We start from the raw sequence: 23,102 nt of genomic DNA, 5'->3' as shown, positions 1-23,102 counted from the left end.
GATTTCTCCGAAAGGGTTTTAACGGGTTGCCCATCCCTGCTTATGCAGGTAATCAAGCATAAACGGACGACTTTCTTTGATAATGGTTTTCTGGATATGTTCGCTCCAGCTTTCACGCCGCGCGTTGCTTTCACGCGTCAGATAATACGCCTCGTGCTGGGCGTCATAAGCGGCCAGCGTGTCCGGGTCGATCGGCTGATAGCGATTCTCGTGAACCAGCATAGCGGCCGGCATGCGGGGTTTTAACTGCGGGATCTGCTCAGGCCAGCCCAGGCACAGCCCAAACAGCGGCAGCACGAACTTCGGCAGACCCAGCAGCTCGGTGACTTCGGCGATGCTGTTACGGATGCCGCCGATATAAACGCCGCCCAGCCCCAGCGATTCTGCGGCCACCAGCGCGTTTTGCCCCATCAGCGCGGTATCCACGCAGCCCAGCAGCAGCTGCTCCGCCAGGCCCAGCTGCGCTTCCGGACAGATCTGCTGATGACGGTTAAAATCGGCGCAAAAAACCCAAAACTCGGCGGCCTGGCCAACATATTTTTGTCCGCCGGTCAGCTCGACCAGCTTCTCACGCACCGCTTTGTCGGTGATGCGGATAATGGAAGAGCACTGCAAAAAGCTGGAGCTGGAAGCCGCCTGCGCGGCCGCGATAATCGCCGCTCGTTCAGCCTCGCCGATGGGCTGGTCAGTAAAAGATCGGATAGAACGGTGGGAGCAAAGTAGCTCAATGGTCGGCGTCATGCTTCTCTCCTGGTGAGGATTTTTCAGACAAGTTAAACAGCTCCGGCGCCATTGCTTTCGCCGTACGCCACATCATCACAATGGCGGCGGGCAGCATCATCATAAGGCCAACGATAAGCAGGATCGTGGCAGCAAAGGCTCCGGAAAAAGATGCAGGCAAGGGTAGCACCTGATGCAGCGCTAAGTAAGAGAGCAGCAGGATAATTCCGCCCAGCGCCTCGGCAATCAGCACTGGTTTAGGCATGTTACTGAAGGTTAAACCGCCCATACCGCCTCCGTCTCTGGGTGTTAAGCGTTCATACAGCGTAACCGGTTTATCTCTATATAGATGAAACGAATCGAAACGACAGGTAATTCCTTCTTTCTTTCACCTGCGGAAGTGGGCATGATAAGCGCCATTACATGATAAGTTGTGATGTACATCACACTAAATCTGACCTTTGAGGAGAACCCTATGTTTGCCGTAATTTTTGGACGTCCTGGCTGTCCTTATTGTGTCCGCGCTAAAGAACTGGCTGAAAAACTGACCGAAGAGCGTGAAGATTTTAACTTCCGCTACGTGGACATCCACGCTGAAGGCATCACCAAAGCCGATCTGGAAAAAACCGTGGGCAAACCGGTGGAAACCGTACCGCAGATTTTCCTCGACCAGACTCACATTGGCGGCTGCACCGATTTTGAAGCCTACGCCAAAGAAAACCTGGGCCTGTTCCAGTAAGACTTTCTGCTCCTGACTTTTGTTGGGATGATAAAAAAGAGGGCCGCCATGCGGCCCTCTTTTTTTTGCCTGCCGCGCTTAGCTGTGCGAATGCCAGAACAGCGTGCGGCAGAGCATAACGGCCAGCGCGCCGGAACCGCACCAGAATATCGCGCTGGTATCAAAAGCCAGCTCCTGCAACGGTGCGTGATAGTGCAGCGAATAGTAGTGCAGAAAAATCAGGCAAAGCGGCGTAGCCAGTAAAGCGCCCAATAACGCTATCGTCAGCGGGTGCTCTTTTGAGGTCAGCGCCGCGATAGCGCCCGGCAGAGTAAACATCAACAGGCCCGGCCTCGCCTGTGCCCAGGCCGTCCCCTCTATGACCATACCGTAACGTACCGCCAGAAAAACGATGCTGTAGAGAACAAAACTAAACGCTACGCTTGTCCAGGACATACCCTTAAACATAATAGGATCTTCTCTCGGTAATTGATGTTATCACCTGGCCGGAATGACGCCGGACTGATTTTCCCTGTTCTAAATAAACAAAAGCCATGGCTTTTACTGGCTGAAAAAGCGTGAAGCGATTAAAATGACGACCGTTTTATTTGGCTCTGGGCTGTAATTCGCGGAAATTCCTGAATGTTGCCGCTGCTCTGATGGCAGTGCAATAAATTTAGCGTAAAACACCCTTTAATTCAACATGTTACTAGTAAACAAGAAGTTAAACCGTGAATATAAACGTCGCAGATTTGTTAAGTGGAAATGACATTCTGTTATTATTCGTCGTACTGGCGCTCGGGCTCTGTCTGGGTAAATTACGCCTGGGTTCAGTCCAACTGGGTAATTCTATTGGCGTTTTAGTTGTTTCTCTTCTGCTTGGCCAGCAGCATTTTACGATGAATCCCAACGCCCTTAATCTTGGTTTTATGTTATTTATTTTTTGTGTGGGTGTGGAAGCCGGGCCGAATTTTTTCTCTATTTTCTTCCGCGACGGCAAAAATTATCTGATGCTGGCGCTGGTCATGGTTTCCAGCGCGGTGCTGATTGCGCTGGGGCTGGGCAAACTCTTTGGCTGGGATATCGGTCTGACCGCCGGTATGCTGGCAGGCTCAATGACGTCCACGCCGGTATTAGTGGGGGCTGGCGACACGCTGCGCCATACCTATCCCAGCGGTGCGATGCTGAGCCAGGCGCAGAACAACCTCAGCCTGGGCTATGCGCTGACCTACCTGGTCGGGCTGGTCAGCCTGATTTTCGGCGCACGCTATCTTCCCCGGCTTCAGCACCAGGATCTGCCGACCAGCGCGCAGCAGATTGCCCGTGAGCGTGGCCTGGATGCCGAACAGCGCAAGGTTTACCTGCCAGTGATCCGCGCCTATCGCGTAGGGCCGGAGCTGGTCGCCTGGATTGACGGTAAGAACCTGCGCGAGCTGGGCATCTATCGGCAAACCGGCTGCTATATAGAGCGTATCCGCCGCAACGGCATTCTTGCCAATCCTGACGGCGATGCCGTCCTGCAGCAGGGAGACGAGATTTCATTAGTGGGTTACCCGGATGCGCATTCCCGTCTTGACCCCAGCTTCCGCAACGGCAAAGAGGTGTTCGATCGCGATCTGTTGGATATGCGCATCATCACCGAAGAGATCGTGGTCAAAAACAATAACGCTGTGAACAGAAGGCTCAGCCAGCTCAAGCTGACGGATCACGGCTGCTTTCTGAACCGCGTGATCCGTAGCCAGATTGAAATGCCTATTGATGACAGCATTATTTTAAACAAAGGCGACGTGCTGCAAATCAGCGGTGAAGCGCGGCGGGTGAAGTCGGTGGCTGACAAAATCGGCTTTATCTCTATTCACAGCCAGGTTACCGATCTGCTGGCCTTTTGCGCCTTCTTTATTATCGGGCTGATGGTGGGCATGGTCACCTTTCAGTTCAGCCGCTTCAGCTTTAGCGTGGGCAACGCGGCTGGCCTGCTGTTCGCCGGGATCATGCTGGGCTTTCTGCGGGCGAACCATCCGACCTTTGGTTATATCCCGCAGGGCGCCTTAACGATGGTGAAAGAGTTTGGCCTGATGGTATTTATGGCCGGCGTAGGATTAAGCGCGGGCAGCGGTCTTTCGCACGGCATGGGCGATACCGGTCTGCTGATGCTGGCGGCCGGCCTGACGGTCAGCCTGCTGCCGGTGGTGATCAGCTTTGTTTTTGGCGCCTGGGTACTGAAAATGAACCGCGCCTTGCTGTTTGGCGCCATTATGGGCGCTCGCACCTGCGCGCCAGCCATGGAAATTATCAGCGACACGGCCCGCAGCAATATTCCGGCCCTCGGCTATGCGGGAACTTACGCTATCGCTAACGTCCTGCTCACGCTGGCCGGAACGTTAATCGTGCTGATCTGGCCAATGATGGGTGGCTAAAATAATTTCCGATTGTTTGCGAACTTTTGCTGGTGCCCGCAGTCATAATTAATGCCACTGCTTTTCTTTGAAATCCCCAGATTGTGGAGCCCGTTAATCTTATGATTGACGGGTTTTTTTCTTTTTGTTTTCCGCTGTTTCCTGCCCGTTCCCCTTTTTCTGTCCTCAATCCTTAACGAAACCACAACCGCTAACGGAATTAAGAGCGAGCCTATTTAACTTTTATTGGGCCGCTTCTACCTTATGCGGCTGCCTTCAGGGATGCCGTGACGGCCTGGCCGCCGCGCAATCCTCTGAGCAGATTGCGACACTTCAAGGCCTCACCGGCCCGTTTTTACTTTCAGGTACGTCAGGTACCGCTGAACGAGATGAGGAAATAACCATGCTGGAAGCGCTAAACCGGTCGCTGTTTCTCTGGATTAACGCCACGCCCGACACGCCCGCCTGGTTGATATCGCTGGCTACCCTGGTGGCTCGCGATCTGATCACCATTGTGCCCGTACTTATTGTCGCGCTGTGGCTGTGGGGGCCGAGAAGTCAGGTTGGCTCGCAGCGCCGGCTGGTCCTGAAAACCGCTATCGCTTTGGCCTGCGCCTTAACCGTATCCTGGCTGATTGGCAGCCTGTATCCTCATCCACGCCCCTTTGTTATCGGACTGGGCCATCAGTTTCTTGCGCACGACGCGACGGAATCCTATCCCAGCAATCACGGCACCATTATTTTCACTTTTGCCATCGCCTTTTTCTGCTGGCATCGCGCCTGGTCAGGTGTAGTGCTGCTGGCGGCCGGCCTGGCAATTGCCTGGTCACGCATCTTCCTGGGCGTTCACTGGCCAATGGATATGCTGGGCGGCCTGCTGTTGGGGATGCTTTCCTGCCTGGTGGCGCAGGTTACGTGGCATTTTTGCGGCCGGCGCTTATTGCATAATATTTCTTCGCTTTACCGCCTCTTATTTGCTTTCCCTATTCGCAAAGGCTGGGTGCGTGAATAATACTTTGCCAGGTTAAGTGTAATAATCAGGCCGAAGCAACGGCTTACATTATCGACACAATATTGCGCAACAGGCCGAAATAATAAACGCTTTTTATTCGTCCGTTGCGCAAATGAATAAAATTAGCCCTACGCATTGAATCTTAATTTTAAGTTATTGATTTATTTATATAAAAATCATAAATACTGTAAATGCTCGTGAGAGAGCATTATTTAACCAATCGCGCAGCGGCCAGATTTGGTTTTAATGACTATAGTAACCGCTTCCACTCAGCACTTCTTATGGTGCTAACCTTTCTATTCAGACGATCGCGCTGTAAATACGCAAAGTAATCCCTTTATCTGAGATCTCTGCCTTCTAATTTTCCCTTTCTTCTTCTTTTTCTGGTGGTAGAGTGTTGCTCGCCTCAGCCAGAGTAGTTAATTACGCTGACGAGCGCCGTTTTCCTGCTTTACGTTCAGGTTATTTAGCTCACTATTTTCAACCGGGAGATTGTCAATGGAATCCACTAAAACGGCTACGCTGCCGTCAACGGACGCGTCGACAGAGTGGCGCAAAAGCGACACCACGTGGATGCTCGGCCTGTACGGCACGGCTATCGGCGCTGGCGTGCTGTTTTTACCGATCAATGCCGGTATCGGCGGGCTGATTCCTCTGCTTATTATGGCGGCTCTCGCTTTTCCTATGACTTTTTTCGCTCATCGCGGTCTCTGTCGCTTTGTACTCTCCGGACGCGGCGATCGGGATATTACCGGCGTGGTGGAAGAACATTTCGGCGCGGGCGCGGGCACGCTGCTTACCCTGCTCTATTTCTTTGCTATCTATCCTATCCTGCTGGTTTATAGCGTGGCTATCACCAACACCGTCGAGAGCTTTATCACCCATCAGCTTCATTTGTCGCCGCCGCCCAGAGTGCTGCTGTCGCTGATTTTGATTGCGGGTTTGATGGCAATCGTGCGCTTCGGCAAAGAGACCATCGTTAAAACCATGAGCGTGCTGGTTTATCCTTTTGTCCTGGTGCTGATGGCGCTGGCGCTATTTTTGATCCCACACTGGAACAGCACGATTTTTCATCATGCGGAAGGCAGCAGCAAGGGCCTGTGGATGACGCTCTGGCTGGCTATCCCGGTCATGGTGTTTTCTTTTAATCATTCACCGATTATTTCAGCTTTTGCGGTAGCAAAGCGTCAGGAATATGGCGATAACGCGGCAAAAAAGTGCGCGCGCATTCTGGCCCGCAGTCATCTGATGATGGTAGTGACGGTGATGTTTTTCGTCTTCAGCTGTGTGCTTAGCCTGTCGCCGGAAAACCTGGCGGAAGCGAAAGAGCAGAACATCTCTATTCTTTCTTATCTGGCTAACCATTTTAATACCCCGCTGATGGGCTGGCTTGCGCCGCTGATCGCGATGGTCGCTATCACCAAATCGTTTCTGGGCCACTATCTGGGCGCGCGCGAAGGCTTTAACGGCCTGATCGCCAGGACTTTCCGCCAGCCGCCGGCGGAAAACAAACTGAACCGGATAACGGCAGTCTTTATGTTTCTGACCACCTGGCTGGTAGCAACCAAAAACCCCAGCATTCTGGGGATGATTGAAACGCTGGGCGGGCCTGTAATTGCCGTGCTGCTTTTCCTGATGCCGATGTACGCGATTAACAAGGTGCCGTCGATGCGCCAGTACAGCGGGAAAATCAGCAACGTATTTGTGGTGCTGACAGGCCTGATCGCCATTTCGGCTATCGCTTACGACCTGTTCTGACCAGGGATGCGCCACGGATGGCGCCGTAGCATGTCGATATTAAGCGCTTAGCCTAACCATTTGCCGAACCAGCCTTGCAGCTTCATCAGCACAAAGTCCCACATCCGGCTAAACACGCCCCCCTCTTTCACCTCATCCATCGCCACCAGCGGACGCTGCTCAATAGTTTTACCGTTCAGCTGAAAATCAATGGTGCCGACGATCTGATTTTTCTTTAACGGCGCCGTCAGCTGCGGCTCGTTGAGCGTAAAGCTCGCTTTCAGCTCCTTTGCCCGATCTTTTGGCAAGGTTATCGCTGCATCTTCCGCCACGCCCAAACGCACCTCTTTCCGATCCCCGAACCAGACCCGCTGCGAAGCAAAGGGTTTGTCGGCTTTTATCGGCGTGATAGTTTCGTAAAAACGGAAACCCCACGTCAGCAGTTTTTCGCTTTCGCGAAAGCGTATGGCGTCGGTTGCTGCGCCCAGTACCACGGAGATCAGCCGCTGTTCTCCTTGCGTCGCTGAAGCGACCAGGTTGTTTCCCGCCCCGGCGGTATGGCCGGTTTTGATGCCGTCTACCTGCAGATTTGTGCTCCACAGCAGACGGTTACGATTGTGCTGTTTGATATTATTGAACGTGAATTCTTTCTCTTTATGCAGCGCGTATTCCGCCGGCACGTCGCGGATCAAAGCCTGGCCAAGCAGCGCCATATCACGGGCGGTGCTGTACTGGCCGTCTGCATCCAGCCCGTGCACGGTTTTAAAATGCGTGTTTTTTAGCCCCAGCGCCTGGACGTAATTGTTCATCAGCCCCACAAAGGCGTCCTGGCTTCCCGCCACGTAATCCGCCAGCGCGATGCTGGCATCGTTGCCGGACTGGATCACCACGCCTTTGTTCAGTTCGGCGACGGGAATGCGATCGCCCGGCTTTAAAAACATCAGCGAAGAGCCTTTCAGTATAGGGTTACCGGTAGCCCAGGCATCCTGGCCGATGGTGACCAGATCGTCATCGTGAATTTTTCCCGCTTTCATCGCCTGTCCAATAACATAGCTGGCCATGATTTTGGTCAGGCTGGCCGGATCGTGGCGCTCGTCCGCATTGGATGCGGTTAGTACCTTACCGCTGTAGTAGTCCATCAGGATCCAGGCTTTGGCCTCAACCTGTGGCGGCACAGGGGCTTCCGCTGCGCGGCTGCTAAAAGAGGCCACGAGCAACAAAACAGGGAGCGTGGCAGCGTGAATTCCGGCGGAGAGGCGCATCATGGTCATGGCGGTTTCTGGCTATCCTTATGAAAAATAAAAGCTTGTCGCATTTACGGGCGAAGGGTCTTTTACGCTAGCGTTTATGGCCGCTAAAAAGAACCTTGATTCAGTAAAGTTTTTTAAAATTTATTAGAGAAACTCACCGCGCCACAGGGGCGTTAGTCTGATTTTGCAGCAGGCTGTTAAGTCCGTCACAAAACTCCGCTAATCTGAATTCAGTCTCTTGGTGGAGTCAACATGATGGATTTAGCCCTGTTCGATCTTGATGAAACGCTTATTTGCGAAGACAGCGCCAGCCTGTGGTGCCGCTGGCTGGTTTCGCAAGGGTATGCGCCGGCCGTGCTGGTAGAGCAGGAAAGAGCGCTAATGGCTCGTTATCGTGAGGGCCTGCTGTCGGCAGAGGAGTATATGCAGGCGACGCTAACGCCGCTGGCAGGCATGGGTACGCTTACCGTTGCCGGCTGGGTCAGGCGCTTTATTCAGCGCGATATCCTGCCTCGCCTCTATCCTGCCGCGCGCGAAAAGCTGGCATGGCACCAGCAGCGTGGCGATAAAGTGATGGTGATGTCGCCAGGCGGCGATCATCTGGCGATGCCTATCGCGCAGCAGCTTGGCGCAGATGGCGCGCTGGCTGTCGGCGTGGAGATCGTCAACGATCGCTACAGCGGCCGCCCCTGCAGCGTAGGCAATAACGGCAGGGATGCGACGGCCAGACTGACGGACTGGCTGGCGCTAGAGGATGACGCGCGGTTTACGCAAATCTGGGCCTATAGCGATTCCATTAACGATCTGCCGCTGCTGGAACGTGCCGATCGCGCCCACGTTATTAATCCAGCGGAGCCGCTCTATCAGCTGGCGCTACAGCGCGGCTGGGAAGTGTGCCGCTGGATCAAATAGCGGGCTGGCCTCGCTTTCCCTGGTAAACCGGCCCCTCGGCCGGTTTTATTTCGGCGCAATGCGCAGCAGTTTGCCGTCTGTTTCATCCGTTAATACGTACAGATAGCCGTCAGGGCCGGTGCGCACGTCCCGAATGCGCTCGCCGCGATCCTTAAGCAGGCGGGCCTGCTCCGTCACCTTTTCGCCATCCACGGTCAGATGGATAAGACTTTTGTCTTTCAGCGCGCCGATAAAGAGCGAGTTTTTCCATGCCGGAAAGCGATCGCCCTGATAAAACGCCATTCCGCTGAGCGCAGGCGAAACCTTCCAGTAAAGCTGCGGCTGAACCGTATTCGGTGCTTCGCCGCCCTGAGAACCGGGCACTTTGTCGCCGCCATAATCTATGCCCCAGGTCGCCAGCGGCCAGCCGTAGTTTTCTCCCTTACGCAGAAGATTAATCTCATCGCCGCCGCGCGGGCCGTGCTCATTTTCCCACATTTCCCGCGTCGTCGGATTCAGCGCCAGCCCCTGCGGATTGCGCATGCCGTATGTCCAGATTTCAGGCCGTGCGTCCTTTTGCTGCACAAATGGATTATCTTCAGGCACGCTGCCATCCGCTTTCAGCCGCACAATTTTGCCGGTAAGCGTTTTAAGATCCTGCGCCGTCGCGGCCTGGAAATTATCGCCAAAGCTGATGTAGAGATAGCCTTTGTCATCAAAAGCCAGCCGTGAACCTAAGTTGGCGCCGCCTGAGAGTTTCGGTTCCTGACGCAGTACAACGCGAAAACTCTCAAGCCCGGTATGGGCTGTATTCAGCCTGCCATAACCTACAACCGCGCCGGCACGTCCCTCTTTATCTGCTTCCGTATAGCTGAGCCAGACCCGACGGCTTTGCGCAAAATCAGGCGCCAGCGCGATATCCAGCAGGCCGCCCTGTCGTTCGGCCCAGACCTTGGGGACGCCTGTCAGCGGCGCCGACAGCCCCTTTCCCTGCTGCCACAGGCGCAGCTGCCCGCCGCGTTCGGTGATCAGCAATCCCTGCTCCTCCGGCAGGAAGGCGATGCCCCAGGGATGATCTAATCCTTTTTGGAGTTCGGTCACGGTAACTTCTTCGGCCACAGCCGTTCCCATGGTCAAAAGCGAGGCGCTCAGCAGGCAAGTTTGCAGCAGTCGGGACATACTTTTTCTCCAGATAAAAGGGGCTGAAATAACTCTAGTGGAGATGCTTTTCAGGCGGGCTACCTTTACAAAAATTCAAAATTGATAGCAGATTCAATTAACTCGATCGCTTAAAAAAAGTACTGGATATTTAAACAGGCAACTGTATAATATTTCTACTGCCCGCTCGGGTGTCTTTTGAAAAGCTTGGGGGTAAAACCTATGATGATTTCGACAGAAAACCTCAGCTCGCTGAATCAATCGGTCACGATGAGCAGCCGGGAAATCGCTCAGTTAGCTGGTATTCCGCACGGCGAAGTAAAACGGCTGATCAAAACGCTGGAAACCACCCAGCGTCTTTCTCAACCGCTGACGATTGGTGTTTACGAGCGTGATGGCGAAACGCGTCAGGAGTATTGCCTGAACAAGCGCGATTCGTTACTGGCCGTGGCGCGTCTTGCGCCCGCGTTTATCACCCAGGCGCTGGACAGCTGGCAGGAACGCGAGAGAAGTACTCGCCTGCCGGATTTCACCAATCCCGCAGCGGCGGCGCGGGCCTGGGCCGAACAGTTTGAACAGCGCCAGGCAGCCGAGCAGCAGCTTGCCCTTTTCGCCCCAAAGGCGGAGTTTTTTGACCGCTTTGTGCAGGTGGAAGATTCGCTGGGGTTTCGCCAGCTCTGCAAAATGCTGAAGGTGAAAGAACCTGAATTCCGTCAGTTCCTGTTTGAACGCAATATTATGTACCGCGCCAACGGCACGCTGATGCCGCAGCAGCACCATGTGCAGGCGGGCTACTTTACGGTGCGCACCAGCGTAGGCGAGAACCTGCACGCCTTTTCACAGGCTCGCTTTACTGCTAAAGGCGTGAAATGGGTGACTAACCTGTGGGCAGCGCATCTTGCTGCACAGCCAAAAGGCGCAGCGGCATAACAGCAGTAATCGGCCATGGACTGGCTGGGTTATAGCGTGTTGTCACTCTGATCGGGTGGCTGATGTTCCGGCTAAAATAATCCGCAGCACGCCTGCTTTCAGAGCTGTTGTTTATGCGGAGGCTATCCCTTCCGCTTGTCGGTTATTCCGCCTGGAGCCCGGTACAGTTGGGCGGCTTTAAGAGCCGTCTTTTATGCTGAGGCTAACCCTCCTGATTGCCGGTTATGCTATCTGATATCCTGTCTTAAACCCGGTACCGGTAATCGGCTTTCAGAACCATCGTTTATGCTATGACTATCCCTTCCGCCTGACAGTTTCCTGCCTGAAACCGGGCTGCAGTTAGTTATATGGATAAAACTCGTTGCCTGTTGTAGCTGACCGCTGTTAATCATCCCGCCTGAAGATTTGTGACGCGCTGCAGGCTTCAGAAAAGTCTGTTTTTGCGGGGAGGCTTATCTGGAATATTCCGTTCGGTTTTAAGCGCTTTTCAGCGCCATGCCTGCTTTCCGCCACGTTTTGACGCGCGCTGTATCTGCTTGTTTTCTGGGCATCCGGTGTGGGTAAATGAGAATCTATCGTGTTTGCCTTCCCATTTTTACCAATTTCTACCAGGCTTATTGCGTTGCTTAACTAACGTAATCTACCAGGAGGAAAACATGTTTCATCATTCATCGAAACTGCAATATCCGGTAAAAGTCGACAAGCCCGATCCAGAATTTGCCATGCTGTTGCAGCAGGCCATCGGCGGTGTCGAAGGGGAAATACGCGTTGCTATGCAATATTTTTTCCAGGCGATGGGGACTCGCGGCGATCCACGCATTAAAGATTTGCTGATCTCCACCGCTACCGAAGAGCTGGCTCATATCGAAATGCTTGGTCACGCCGTCGCGCTTAACCTTGAAGGCGCACCGCTCTCCTATCAGGAAGAGTCGGCAAAGGATCCGGTAGTTAACGCTATCCTGGGCGGCATGAATCCGCGTCATATTCTGTCGTCAGGCCTGGCGGCCATGCCCGTCAACGCCAACGGGATGTCTTTTGATATGAGTCACATTTACGCTTCCGGTAACGTCGCTGCGGATATGCTGGCTAACGTTACCGCAGAGGCTACCGGCCGCGTACTGGCAACCCGCCTGTATAACCTGACGGAAGACAAAGGCATGAAGGATTTCCTCTCTTTCCTGATTGCCCGCGATACCATGCACCAGCAGCAGTGGCTGGCGGTAATTGAGGATATGGGCGGTATTGGTGCGTCTATGCCTGTTCCGAACAGCTTCCCGCAGTCGGAGGAGGCGCAGGAGCACTCTTATTACTGTCTGAACACTTCGCTGGATAAACCGCTGCCGAAAGGCCGCTGGAGTGAAGGCCCGGCCTACGACGGCGTAGGGCAGTTTACCGCGAAAGAGAAACCGGACATCCTGGGACAGGAACCTATCCTTGGCCCGGCCAGACCGGGTTCCGGCGCGCAGAAAGAGCAGATCCAGCCGGGCGCTCCGCTGGAAAAATAATGCTGTATTCAGGCCGCTTAACTGCGGCCTTTTAACGTTTAACCGCGTTAGCCATATTTCGTCTGATGGGCTTTTTTACGTTTCAGGTAATCTTCGTCCTCACGGATCTTATCCCACCAGACTTTAAAAATAGCCGCCGCTTCCGCTTTCTCTTCATTCACGTGATAAGGCAGTACCTGCCGATCTTCGTCATATTTGCGGCCGCCTTTATGATTGGCGTAGCGCCTGGCTCGCGTATAGCCCATCTGAATAAATTTTCGCGCCATGTCCATACCGACAAAATCATCTTTTGCACGGTACTCTTCGAACAGCGCCATAATTTTTTTAGCCGAGGCTTCCGCAATGGCGGGCGTTCTGAAACGCCAGTGCGGTAATATTTCGCCTTTATAAGGCTCGACCATCAGGACGCCCTGTTCACCGCGCCCAACCTGATAAAGCTCAGGATGCTGACGAAAATCGATGGTTTTAAAATCCTGCTCGTAATCAAATTCCTTCACGGCCCACCTCTGGGTAAAGAGGTAAGCCTGGCACAGGAAAAGAAAAAGACGCCAGCATGGCTCAGTTTTTCAGTTTAGGATCCAGCGCGTCGCGCAGCCCGTCGCCCAGCAGATTAAATGCCAGCACGGTCAAAAAGATGGCGAGACTGGGGAAAATCGCCACGTGCGGCGCCATCACCATATCCGCGCGCGCTTCGTTCAGCATCGCGCCCCATTCCGGCGTCGGCGGCTGCGCGCCCAGCCCCAGAAAAGAGAGGCTGGCGGCGGTAATAATCGAGGTGCCGATACGCATGGTAAAATAGACCACCACAGAGGAGAGCGTACCCGGCAGAATATGGCGCAGGATAATAGTGACATCTGAAGCGCCAATGCTTCTGGCGGATTCAATGTATGTCATCTGTTTCAACACCAGCGTGTTACCGCGCACCAGACGCGCAAAGGCAGGAATACTGAAAATAGCCACGGCGATAACCACGTTCGCCATGCCGCTGCCCATAATAGCGACCACGGCAATCGCCAGTAAAATTCCGGGGAAAGCGAACAGCACGTCGCTGATGCGCATAATAATGCGATCCCACCAGCCTTCATAATAGCCCGCCAGCAACCCCAGCACCGTACCGATGGCCGCGCCGATCGCTACCGAAAAAAAGCCGGAAATCAGCGATAAGCGTGTTCCCAGCAGCACGCGGCTAAAAATATCGCGGCCCAGCGAATCGACGCCGAACCAGTGCATCGCCGATGGCCCTTCCGTCAGGCGATCGTAATCAAAGTAGTTTTCCGCGTCGAAGGGCGCCAGCCAGGGCGCCACAAAGGCAACCGCAATCAGCAGGATAATAAAGAGGCCGGCCGTCATCGCCACCGGCTGGCGACGAAAGCGCCGCCAAAATTCCCGCCACGGCGTGCGTACGCGATGCTGTTTTATCGTTGGCATCGCGGCCAGGGCCGCGCTACGTCGCCAGTTTTTCATCGCCCGTCCTTATTTGTAGCGAATAGTCGGGTTAATCGCCGCGTACAGCATATCGACAACCAGGTTAATAAGAATAAATTCCAGTGAAAACAGCAATACTTCGGCCTGTACCACCGGGTAGTCGCGCATTTCTACCGAATCCACCAGCAGGCGCCCCAGTCCCGGCCAGTTGAACACCACCTCCACCACAATCGAGCCGCCCAGCAAAAAGCCGAACTGTAGGCCCATCATGGTAACGACCGGGATCATCGCGTTGCGCAGGCCATGCTTGATCACCACCCACGTTTCGCGCACGCCTTTCGCCCGCGCGGTACGCATGTAATCTTCCTGCATCACCTCCACAAAAGAGGCGCGGGTAAAACGGGCCATCACTGCGGCAACGGCCGCACCCAAAGTGATGGAAGGCAGAATATAGTTGCGCCAGCCATCCGCGCCGACGGTAGGCAGCCAGCCCAGTTCCACGGAGAAGATTTGCATCAGCAGCATGCCCAGCGCGAAGGCCGGAAAAGAGATGCCGGAAACGGCCAGCGTCATGCCGATACGATCCGGCCAGCGATTGCGCCAGACGGCCGAGACGATGCCGATAGTCATGCCGAAAATCACTGACCAGACCATGCTGCTTAGCGTCAGCCACAGCGTGGGCAGAAAACGCTGGGCGATTTCCGCCGAAACAGGCCGACGGGAAACCATCGACTGACCAAAATCGCCCCGTATCGCCTGGCTGATAAAATGCCAGAACTGCTGAATCAGCGGCTGATCCAGGCCCAGCTGCTGGCGTACCAGCGCCACGACGGTGGCGTCCGCTTCCGGCCCGGCCACCAGCCTGGCCGGATCGCCCGGCAGCATATGCACAAACAGAAAGACCAGCACCGCCACGATAAGCAAAGTGGGGATCAGGCCCAGCAGTCGTTTAATAAAATAGTTAAGCATAGGTTTCCTGACACGTTCACGGCGGCGCCCGCCACACCTGGCGCCGCCGGAGCGGTTACTTCAGATCGGCCTCTTCAAAGCTGAACGAAGTATCCGGCATGACATAAAAGCCCGTCAGGTTTTTGGTATTGGCTGAAACCAGCTTTTCCACCACCAGCGGCGCCCACGGGCGATCGTTCCAGATGCGATCCTGCGCGTCTTTATAGAGCGAGGCTTTCTTCTGAGCGTCGGTGGTGTTTAGCGCATCGGCCAAATCTTTATCCACCTGCGGATTGCTGTAGAAAGCGGTATTGAAAATCGTCGGCGGCCAGGACTGCGTGGCGAACAGCGGCGTCAGCGCCCAGTTAGCTTCGCCCGTCGAGGCGCTCCAGCCGGTATAGAACATTTTCACGCCGCTCTCTTTCTGCCCTTTATCCTCAACCTGTGCCGCGCGCTGGCCGGCATCCATGGCGGTGACCGTAACTTTAATGCCTACCTGCGCCAGCTGCTGCTGGGTAAACTGCAACACTTTCTGCGCCGTGCTGTGGTTATGCGAAGACCACAGCGTGGTGCTGAAGCCGTTCGGATAGCCCGCTTCTTTCAGCAGCTCGCGCGCTTTCGCCGGGTTGTACGCCAGCGGCGGGTAGCTTTGCGCATACTGAATCGATGGCGGCACGATGCCTGTGGCCGGCGTGGCGTAACCGGCAAAGGCGACCTTCACCAGCGCCTGGCGATTGATGGCGTAGTTGATGGCCTCGCGCACTTTGGGATTATCAAACGGCTTCTGCGTGACGTTAAAACTGATATAGCGCTGCATGATGGAAGGCGTGGCCACCAAATCTAATTTGCTGTTTTTTTCCAGCAGTTTGGCCTGCTCGTAAGGCACCGGGAAAGCCAGATTCGCCTCGCCGGTTTGCAGCATTGCCGCACGGGTATTGTTATCCACTACCGGCCGCCAGGTAATGCTGTCCAGCTTCGGATAGCCAGCCTGCCAGTAGCCCGCAAATTTTTTCACCTTTACAAAATCGGTCTGGTTCCAGGTTTCCAGCTCGTACGGGCCGGTGCCCACCGGGTGGAAGCCTATCTCTTTGCCATATTTTTTCAGTGCGGTCGGTGAAATCATCGCCGCTGCCGGGCTGGCAAGCGTGTTGATAAAAGCGGAGAACGGCTGTTTCAGGGTAATTTTCACAGTAGTGGGATCGATCACTTCCGTGGTCGCCACCGACTTAAACAGGTTGTAGCGCTTGAGGTGATTATCAGGGTTGCTGGCGCGATCCAGATTCACCTTCACCGCTTCAGCGTTGAAATCGGTGCCGTCCTGGAACTTGATGCCGCTGCGCAGTTTAATGGTGTAGGTCAGGCCGTCCTTGCTGGCGTCAAAACTCTCCGCCAGCACGTTAATCCGCTTCATCTCTTTATCAAAGCCGAACAGGCCCTGATAGAAAGATTTGGCGACCGCCTGCGACAGCGTGTCGTTGGCGTCATAAGGATCGAGCGTGGTGAAATTAGAGCCAACGGCGATCACCGCATCTTTTGCCGCCCAGGCCGGGATCGCCGTCAGGCTGCTCAGGATCCCGGCAGCCAACAGCAGCTTGCGTTCAATAATCATGCTTTTTCTCCAGTGATTTTGTTATGCAGCATATTCAGACGCCGCCGACGGCATGACGGGCGACATAGTGCCCCGCACCGACTTCTACCAGCGGCGCGACTTCAGGCTCTTCGCCGATAGCCCGAATCGGGCTGGGTATCTCATCCGCCAGCAGCGCCCGTTCGCGACGGCGATGCTGCGGATCGGCTACCGGCACGGCAGACATTAATTTACGCGTATAGGGATGCTGGGGATTTTCGAATACCGCCTGGCGCGAACCTATCTCAACGATCTGCCCGAGGTACATCACCGCCACGCGGTGGCTGATCCGTTCCACTACCGCCATATCGTGAGAGATAAACAGAAAGGCGATGCCAAACTCCCGTTGCAGATCCATCATCAGATTGACGATTTGCGCCTGTACCGAAACGTCCAGCGCGGAAACGGATTCGTCAGCGATAACCACTTTTGGATTAAGCGCCAGCGCTCGCGCAATGCAGATACGCTGGCGCTGGCCGCCGGAAAACTCGTGCGGATAGCGCCGGGCGTGTTCCGGCAGCAGGCCGACGCGCTCCAGCAGCCAGGCCACGCGCGCCTCGGCCTCTTTGCCTTTCGCCACGCCGTGCACCAGCAGCGGCTCCATAATAGAAAAGCCAACCGTCAGACGTGGATCGAGCGAAGCGTAGGGATCCTGAAAGATAAACTGAATATCGCGCCGCAGATGAGAAAGCGCCGCGCCGGTAAGGTTGTCGATGCGCTGGCCGTTAAAGGTGATGGTGCCGCCCTGGCTGGCGACCAGCCGCAGCAGCGAACGACCGGTGGTGGATTTCCCACAGCCCGATTCGCCAACCAGCGCCAGCGTTTCACCCGCGCGCAGATCGAAACTGACCTTTTCCACGGCATGAACGCGCCGCGTGACGCGATTCAGAATGCCGCTGCGTATATCGAACCGCGTCACCAAATCCCGCACCTGAAGCACCGGAGGCGCGTCGCTCACCACAGTATCCTGTTTTTCCTGCGCCGTTTCGCTGTCGGCCATTAACAATGGAAAACGAGCCGGGAAAGGCCTGCCCCGCATCGCGCCCAGCTTAGGCACCGCGGCCAGTAGCGCTTTGGTATAATCCTGCTGCGGATGCTGAAAAATGGCCTCAACCGGCCCGGTTTCTACCACGTCGCCGCGATACATCACCTGCACGCGATCGGCCATTTCCGCCACCACGCCCATATCATGGGTGATGAAAATAACGCCCATCTGCATCTCTTTTTGCAGTACGCGGATCAGCTGTAAGATTTGTGCCTGAATGGTGACGTCCAGCGCCGTGGTGGGTTCGTCGGCAATCAGCAGCGCCGGACGGCAGGAGAGCGCCATCGCAATCATCACCCGCTGACGCATGCCGCCGGAAAGCTGATGCGGAAAGCGGCCCAGCACGTTTTTGGCCTCCGGGATGCGCACCAGATCCAGCATCCGTTCGGCTTCCTTCAGCGCCTCGCGGTGGCTTTTACCCTGATGCAGAACAATCGATTCCGCGATCTGATCGCCGACGGGAAAGACCGGGTTAAGCGAGGTCATCGGTTCCTGAAAAATCATCGCCATATCCGCGCCGCGTACTCTGCGCAGCCCCGACTGCGGCGTGCGCAGCAGATCGATCGCTTCGCCGTTGCGGCGCCGGAGCCAGATTTCGCCGCTGTCGATGCGTCCCCCGCCCTGCTCCACCAGCCGCATCAGCGCCAGCGAGGTGACGGATTTTCCCGAGCCGGATTCGCCTACTATCGCCAACGTTTCGCCACGCTGCACCTCAAGCGAAAGGTTTTTCACCGCCTGCACGGTGTCGCCTTCCTGCGCAAAGCTGACGCTCAAGTTTTTGACCGACAAAACCTGTCCGGCGGACAGATCGGATCCACTGGCCATCCTGACTCCCTATTCTTCGCGATAGATTCCCACGTTTGGCGCATCGCCCACGTAGCCAAAACCCCGATACATGCCTTCGCTGTTAAACGGCAGCGCAATGTTGCCTTCGCGATCTATCGCTATCACGCCGCCGCTGCCGCCCAGCACGCTGATTTTTTCCATCACCACGCGCTCGCTGGCCTGCTTAAGCGACAGGCCGCCGTACTCCATCAGGGCAGCGATGTCGTAGGCCGCCAGCGTACGCATAAAAACTTCACCGCTGCCGGTGCAGGAAACCGCTACGTTGGCGTTATTGGCGTAGCAGCCCGCGCCGACAATTGGCGAGTCGCCGACGCGTCCGGCCTGCTTGTTGGTCATGCCGCCTGTTGAGGTAGCCGCCGCCAGATTGCCGTGCCGATCCAGCGCCACCGCGCCTACGGTGCCGAATTTACGATCGGGGTCAAGCGGATCGTCGGACGCCTGCGCCGCGCCGTCATGATCCAGCATGGTTTGCTGCATCTTTAAGGCTCGCTGTAACTGCTCGTAGCGTTCCGGCGTAGAAAAGAAGTCGGGCGGCACCGGCGCGAAGCCTTGCTCAACGGCAAACCGCTCCGCGCCCTCGCCAATAAACAGCACGTGCGGGCTTTTCTCCAGCACGGCACGCGCGACCAGCACCGGATTGCGTACCTGCCTGACCCCTGCGACCGCGCCCGCTTCCAGCGATCTGCCGTCCATCACGCAGGCGTCGAGCTCATGGGTGCCCTGATGGGTAAAGACCGCGCCTTTTCCCGCATTGAACAGCGGGCACTCCTCCAGCAGACGCACGGCTTCCGTTACCGCATCCAGCGCGCTGCCGTCCTGCGCCAGGATAGCCTGTCCGCTGGCGACGATGTCGGAAAGCGCCTCGATATAAAGCCGTTCTTTTTCCGCGCTCAGGCTGGCGCGGGCAATAGCGCCAGCGCCGCCATGGATGACGATTGCTGCTCTGCTCATAATCCTTTTACCCTGCGTGCCAAATCGGCAAGAAAAACACTGTGTTAGAATGGTTTTGTCAAATTGTGACCGTTTTTGACTATAGGCAGGCTGTAAAGTGATGTAAAGCGGAAAGTGGGTACGGCGGTAATAACGAAAGCTTATGGTTTATAACCTGTTGGTAGCTTTACGTGACCGCGTCAATAATTCACGCCATACTATTTGCCATCTGATTGTATACGCCTGCCCGGCTGTCGGGCATGCCGAGGACGTTATGGAAGCTTTTACTGCGGGACTTATCTCCCTTGACGACGCGCTGTCTACCATGTTGGATCGCGTCACGCCGGTTGCAGAAACCGAAACGGTGCCGCTGACCGCGGCCACGGGCAGAATTACCGCCGCCGCCGTTATCTCTCCTGTTGATGTTCCCCCCTTTGCCAACTCCGCTATGGATGGCTACGCCGTACGCCTGGCCGACCTGGCGACGGGAAATCCGCTGCCCGTCGCCGGGAAAGCCTTTGCCGGAACGCCCTTTAGCGGCGAGTGGCCGGTGGGCAGCTGCATTCGCATTATGACCGGCGCGCCTGTACCGGCAGGTGCGGAGGCCGTGGTGATGCAGGAAGAAACCGAACAGGCTGGCGAAGCGGTGAAGTTCCTGGCCACGGTCAACGCCGGGCAGAATATTCGCCTGGCCGGTGAGGATATTGCTCAGGGCGCCAGCGTGCTGAGCGCCGGTATTCGTCTGGGTACGGCGGAGCTGCCGCTGCTGGCCTCGCTGGGCGTGCCGGAAGTGGCCGTTAAACGTCGGCTGCGCGTGGCGGTATTCTCTACCGGTGATGAGCTTCAGCCGGTCGGCGAACCGCTGGCCGCCGGCCAGATCTACGACACTAACCGTTTTGCCGTGCGCCTGATGCTGGAAAAGCTGGGCTGCGAGGTGATAGATCTTGGCATTATTCGCGATAATCAGGCCGCGCTGCGCGCCGCCTTTATTGAAGCGGACAGCCGGGCCGACGTGGTGATCAGCAGCGGCGGCGTTTCGGTGGGCGAAGCAGACTACACCAAAGCGATGCTGGAAGAGTTGGGCAAAATCGGCTTCTGGAAGCTGGCGATCAAGCCGGGCAAACCTTTTGCTTTCGGCCGGCTGCAAAACAGCTGGTTCTGCGGCCTGCCGGGCAATCCCGTTTCCGCGGTGCTGACCTTTTATCAGCTGGTGCAGCCGCTGCTGGCGAAGCTTAGCGGCCTGACCGCTGCCGCGCTGCCGCCTCGCCAGCGGGTGAAAAGCGCCAGCAGCCTGAAAAAAACGCCGGGCAGGCTCGATTTTCAGCGCGGCAAACTGTCGCGCAACGCGCTGGGCGAGCTGGAAGTCAGCAGTACCGGCCCGCAGGGATCGCACGTCTTCAGCTCTTTCAGCCAGGCGAACTGCTTTATCGTGCTGGAGCGCGATCGCGGCAACGTGCAGGCCGGGGAATGGGTGGAAGTCGAGCCGTTCAACAGCCTGCTGGAGGGGTAATGAAACCGGAACTGAGCGACGAAGAGATGCTGCGCTACAACCGGCAAATTGTGCTGCGCGGCTTCGATTTCGACGGCCAGGAAGCGCTGAAGGCGGCAAAAGCATTAATCGTTGGGCTGGGTGGTTTAGGCTGCGCCGCCAGCCCTTATCTGGCTTCCGCTGGCGTGGGCCATCTGACGCTGCTCGATTTTGACCACGTCTCCGTTTCTAATTTGCAGCGGCAGATCCTGCATCGCGATGCGCAGGTTGGCCTGCCGAAGGTTGACTCCGCGCGCCGTCAGCTAGGTGAAATCAATCCGCATATCGTGCTGGAAAGCATCGATCGCCAGCTTGAAGAGGCAGAACTGGCCGATCTGATCGCCCGGCATGACGTGGTGCTGGACTGTACGGATAACGTGGCGACTCGCGAGCAGCTAAACCGGCTCTGCTTCGCCAGCAAAACGCCGCTGGTTTCCGGCGCGGCTATCCGCATGGAAGGCCAGATTAGCGTCTTTACCTGGCAGGAAGCGGAGCCTTGCTATCGCTGCCTGAGCCGCCTCTTTGGCGATGCCGCGCTCAGCTGTGTGGAAGCGGGCGTGATGGCGCCGCTGGTCGGCGTCATCGGCTCGCTCCAGGCGATGGAAACCATCCGCCTGCTGAGCAAATATGGCGACAGCGTGGCGGGAAAACTGCTGATGTATGATGCGATGACATTACAGTTCCGCACGCTTAAGCTTGCCAAAGACCCCTGCTGCGAGGTTTGCGGCGGCTGACCTTCTTAGCGCGCCTTTTTTTGCAACGGCGCGCTCATTACTTGCCCGCTTAGTCTGTAAAAACAAGCCATTCTTCCGGCTGCCGCTATAGTTAGATCACTGCGAATGTCGCGCCAGGGAGTATTGCATGAGTGAGGAGCATCACCCGCAACCGGATGTCAGCATGCAGAGTCTGCGTCGCCTGCTGGTTGTATTTTTGCTGGTGATAGGCTGTGCCGTTGTGCTGGTGAACGGATGGGTGGTTTACAGTATTTGGCAGCGCATTGTGAATGAAACTCAAAATAACGCCCGGAATCTATCACAATCGCTGTCACGACAAGCCGAAGATACGCTGCTGCCGGTCGAACTGACGCTGCAGGATCTACGCGATCGTATTACGCTGGTCGGTCTGGACGCCGAGCGGCAAAACTACCTGCGCACGCTGTTAATGGAGCGGAAAGCTTCGCTGCCGCAGCTGCACGGCCTGTTTGTCTACGACCGCGCAGGCAACTGGGTGCTGACTTCTCAGGGAATGCTTAACCAGCGCAGCAATAATGCCGATCGCGCCTACTTTAAATATCATCAGCAGCATAGCGATTTGGATCTGCATATCGATGAGGTCATTCGCAGCCGCACCACCGGCGAGCTGGTTATTCCCGTTTCAATGAGGCTGAACAACCGCGACGGCACTTTTCGCGGCGTGCTGCTGGCTACGCTGCGCATCGACTATTTTCGGCAGATTTTTGGCTATTACAGCCTGGGTGACAAAGGCCTGCTGGCGCTGATGACCCATACGGGCAATATTCTTTACGTTCGTCCTTTTGTCGATAATCTGCTTAACCGCAACATAGCCAACAGTCCGCTGTTTACGCATCTGTTAAAAACTTCCTCCAACGGAACGGCAAGCTACAAAGCCGCGCTTGACGGCGTCGAACGTATTTTTGGCTATGCGAGCCTGAAACGCTATCCCCTGGTGATTACCGTCGGCTATGACAAAAAGCAGCTGGTGCAGGCCTGGCTGGCCGAGCTGGTGGTTTATTTGTCGCTGTGCGCGCTGCTGCTGCTGGTGATTGCCGCGCTGGGCTGGCTGCTGCTGCGTAATATTGGCCATACTATCCGCGATCAGGAGGAGCTGGCCACGGCGCGTGACCGGCTGACGGCGATAAACCGTACGCTGCAAACGCTGGCGCTGGTGGACAGCCTTACCGGTCTGGCGAATCGCCGCCAGTTCGACCTCTATCTGGATCGCAGCCTGGAGCGCGCCAATAAGCTGCGTTCGCCGATGGCGCTGCTGATGATAGATGTGGATTCATTTAAGCGGTTCAACGACACCTACGGCCATCTGGCCGGCGACGAGTGTTTGAAATACGTCGGCAACGCCCTGTTGAACATTGGGCTTCGCTCCGATGACCTGATCGCACGCTACGGCGGCGAGGAATTTGCGGTGATCCTTACCGATTGCGGCCAGGAGGCGGCGATGAAAGTGGCGGAAAGGATAAGAGAAGCCGTTGCCGCGCTGGAGATCCCACATCGTAACAGCGAAAGCGCGGCTAAAGTAGTGACTATCAGCATAGGTCTCCATGTGATGCAGAGCAATCAGCCGGAAGATCGCCAGACGCTGATAGGCCAGGCGGATAAAGCGCTTTATCAGGCAAAATTAGCCGGAAGGAATAGAGTGGGAATATTCCAGTAATTTCCAGAAAACATCAAATAGTTGCGCACC

Annotated in this window: 21 protein-coding genes; 10 read left to right on the top strand and 11 right to left on the bottom strand. The window is 55.9% G+C overall.

All coding sequences use genetic code 11. The features are described 5' to 3' along the window. Nucleotides 1-18 precede the first annotated feature (18 nt). Nucleotides 19-741, bottom strand: a complete 723-nt coding sequence (nfsA, locus tag AB3U87_RS13655; RefSeq protein ID WP_253454753.1) for an oxygen-insensitive NADPH nitroreductase — start codon at nucleotides 739-741, stop codon at nucleotides 19-21. Beyond that, on the bottom strand, nucleotides 725-1,009 hold the full coding sequence (locus AB3U87_RS13650) for a DUF1418 family protein (protein WP_253454754.1): 285 nt from the start codon (nucleotides 1,007-1,009) through the stop codon (nucleotides 725-727). Before AB3U87_RS13650 ends, nfsA begins: the two co-directional genes overlap by 17 nt. 186 nt (nucleotides 1,010-1,195) lie before the next feature. Here AB3U87_RS13650 and AB3U87_RS13645 point away from each other — a divergent pair, with 186 nt between their 5' ends. Then, a complete protein-coding gene (locus AB3U87_RS13645) occupies nucleotides 1,196-1,459 on the top strand; it encodes a GrxA family glutaredoxin (RefSeq protein WP_125288765.1) in 264 nt (87 codons plus the stop codon). A 78-nt stretch (nucleotides 1,460-1,537) separates the two neighbouring features. On the opposite strand, the gene ybjM is transcribed toward AB3U87_RS13645, so the two are convergent. Beyond that, nucleotides 1,538-1,906: an inner membrane protein YbjM gene (gene ybjM, locus AB3U87_RS13640; RefSeq protein WP_253454755.1), complete on the bottom strand. Its 369-nt coding sequence runs from the start codon at nucleotides 1,904-1,906 to the stop codon at nucleotides 1,538-1,540. A 263-nt stretch (nucleotides 1,907-2,169) separates the two neighbouring features. Here ybjM and AB3U87_RS13635 point away from each other — a divergent pair, with 263 nt between their 5' ends. The 3 genes from AB3U87_RS13635 (at nucleotide 2,170) to AB3U87_RS13625 (ending at nucleotide 6,604) form a co-directional block, all read left to right on the top strand. Next, nucleotides 2,170-3,855: an aspartate:alanine antiporter gene (locus tag AB3U87_RS13635; RefSeq protein ID WP_253454756.1), complete on the top strand. Its 1,686-nt coding sequence runs from the start codon at nucleotides 2,170-2,172 to the stop codon at nucleotides 3,853-3,855. Nucleotides 3,856-4,240: 385 nt separating this feature from the next. Then, nucleotides 4,241-4,846, top strand: a complete 606-nt coding sequence (ybjG, locus tag AB3U87_RS13630; RefSeq protein ID WP_253461051.1) for an undecaprenyl-diphosphate phosphatase — start codon at nucleotides 4,241-4,243, stop codon at nucleotides 4,844-4,846. 498 nt (nucleotides 4,847-5,344) lie between these two features. Then, nucleotides 5,345-6,604: an HAAAP family serine/threonine permease gene (locus AB3U87_RS13625; RefSeq protein WP_253454757.1), complete on the top strand. Its 1,260-nt coding sequence runs from the start codon at nucleotides 5,345-5,347 to the stop codon at nucleotides 6,602-6,604. Between the two features lie 47 nt (nucleotides 6,605-6,651). On the opposite strand, the gene AB3U87_RS13620 is transcribed toward AB3U87_RS13625, so the two are convergent. Next, the gene (locus tag AB3U87_RS13620; RefSeq protein WP_394149382.1) at nucleotides 6,652-7,854 is read right to left on the bottom strand and encodes a serine hydrolase; all 1,203 of its coding nucleotides are present in this window, start codon (nucleotides 7,852-7,854) and stop codon (nucleotides 6,652-6,654) included. A 234-nt stretch (nucleotides 7,855-8,088) separates the two neighbouring features. Here AB3U87_RS13620 and AB3U87_RS13615 point away from each other — a divergent pair, with 234 nt between their 5' ends. Beyond that, entirely contained in the window at nucleotides 8,089-8,745 is a 657-nt protein-coding gene (locus tag AB3U87_RS13615; protein WP_369895046.1) for an HAD family hydrolase, read from the top strand. Between the two features lie 45 nt (nucleotides 8,746-8,790). Here AB3U87_RS13615 and AB3U87_RS13610 read toward each other — a convergent pair whose 3' ends face one another. Next, complete coding sequence (locus tag AB3U87_RS13610; protein ID WP_301251245.1) at nucleotides 8,791-9,903, bottom strand: PQQ-dependent sugar dehydrogenase; 1,113 nt, start codon at nucleotides 9,901-9,903, stop codon at nucleotides 8,791-8,793. 201 nt (nucleotides 9,904-10,104) lie between these two features. On the opposite strand from AB3U87_RS13610, the gene AB3U87_RS13605 reads away from it, so the two are divergent. After that, entirely contained in the window at nucleotides 10,105-10,812 is a 708-nt protein-coding gene (locus AB3U87_RS13605; protein WP_253454759.1) for a phage antirepressor KilAC domain-containing protein, read from the top strand. Nucleotides 10,813-11,468: 656 nt separating this feature from the next. Beyond that, entirely contained in the window at nucleotides 11,469-12,317 is an 849-nt protein-coding gene (locus AB3U87_RS13600; protein WP_253454760.1) for a manganese catalase family protein, read from the top strand. Nucleotides 12,318-12,364: 47 nt separating this feature from the next. Here the strand turns inward: AB3U87_RS13600 and AB3U87_RS13595 are convergent, their stop codons facing one another. From AB3U87_RS13595 to AB3U87_RS13570, 6 genes are all read right to left on the bottom strand, one after another. Continuing rightward, nucleotides 12,365-12,814: a DUF4385 domain-containing protein gene (locus AB3U87_RS13595; RefSeq protein WP_253454761.1), complete on the bottom strand. Its 450-nt coding sequence runs from the start codon at nucleotides 12,812-12,814 to the stop codon at nucleotides 12,365-12,367. 61 nt (nucleotides 12,815-12,875) lie between these two features. Beyond that, nucleotides 12,876-13,781 carry a glutathione ABC transporter permease GsiD gene (gene gsiD / locus AB3U87_RS13590; protein WP_253454762.1) on the bottom strand — a complete coding sequence of 302 codons (906 nt, stop codon included), beginning with the start codon at nucleotides 13,779-13,781 and terminating at the stop codon, nucleotides 12,876-12,878. A gap of 9 nt (nucleotides 13,782-13,790) precedes the next feature. Continuing rightward, nucleotides 13,791-14,711: a glutathione ABC transporter permease GsiC gene (gene gsiC / locus AB3U87_RS13585; RefSeq protein WP_253454763.1), complete on the bottom strand. Its 921-nt coding sequence runs from the start codon at nucleotides 14,709-14,711 to the stop codon at nucleotides 13,791-13,793. 55 nt (nucleotides 14,712-14,766) lie between these two features. After that, nucleotides 14,767-16,299, bottom strand: a complete 1,533-nt coding sequence (gene gsiB / locus AB3U87_RS13580) for a glutathione ABC transporter substrate-binding protein GsiB (RefSeq protein WP_253454765.1) — start codon at nucleotides 16,297-16,299, stop codon at nucleotides 14,767-14,769. A 34-nt stretch (nucleotides 16,300-16,333) separates the two neighbouring features. Next, the gene (gsiA, locus tag AB3U87_RS13575) at nucleotides 16,334-18,187 is read right to left on the bottom strand and encodes a glutathione ABC transporter ATP-binding protein GsiA (RefSeq protein WP_301729790.1); all 1,854 of its coding nucleotides are present in this window, start codon (nucleotides 18,185-18,187) and stop codon (nucleotides 16,334-16,336) included. 9 nt (nucleotides 18,188-18,196) lie between these two features. Then, nucleotides 18,197-19,159, bottom strand: a complete 963-nt coding sequence (locus tag AB3U87_RS13570; protein ID WP_253454767.1) for an isoaspartyl peptidase/L-asparaginase — start codon at nucleotides 19,157-19,159, stop codon at nucleotides 18,197-18,199. 253 nt (nucleotides 19,160-19,412) lie between these two features. On the opposite strand from AB3U87_RS13570, the gene moeA reads away from it, so the two are divergent. The 3 genes from moeA to AB3U87_RS13555 all read left to right on the top strand — a co-directional run bounded on the left by moeA (nucleotide 19,413) and on the right by AB3U87_RS13555 (nucleotide 23,072). Then, nucleotides 19,413-20,648 carry a molybdopterin molybdotransferase MoeA gene (gene moeA / locus AB3U87_RS13565; RefSeq protein WP_253454768.1) on the top strand — a complete coding sequence of 412 codons (1,236 nt, stop codon included), beginning with the start codon at nucleotides 19,413-19,415 and terminating at the stop codon, nucleotides 20,646-20,648. After that, a complete protein-coding gene (gene moeB / locus AB3U87_RS13560) occupies nucleotides 20,648-21,400 on the top strand; it encodes a molybdopterin-synthase adenylyltransferase MoeB (protein ID WP_253454769.1) in 753 nt (250 codons plus the stop codon). Before moeA ends, moeB begins: the two co-directional genes overlap by 1 nt. Before the next feature lie 127 nt (nucleotides 21,401-21,527). Further along, entirely contained in the window at nucleotides 21,528-23,072 is a 1,545-nt protein-coding gene (locus tag AB3U87_RS13555) for a GGDEF domain-containing protein (protein WP_394149376.1), read from the top strand. Nucleotides 23,073-23,102: the final 30 nt, after the last annotated feature.

This window comes from Erwinia plantamica (genome assembly GCF_043420595.1).
GTDB classification, from domain to species: domain Bacteria; phylum Pseudomonadota; class Gammaproteobacteria; order Enterobacterales; family Enterobacteriaceae; genus Erwinia; species Erwinia aeris.
This window is presented reverse-complemented; position numbering and strand designations above follow the sequence as displayed.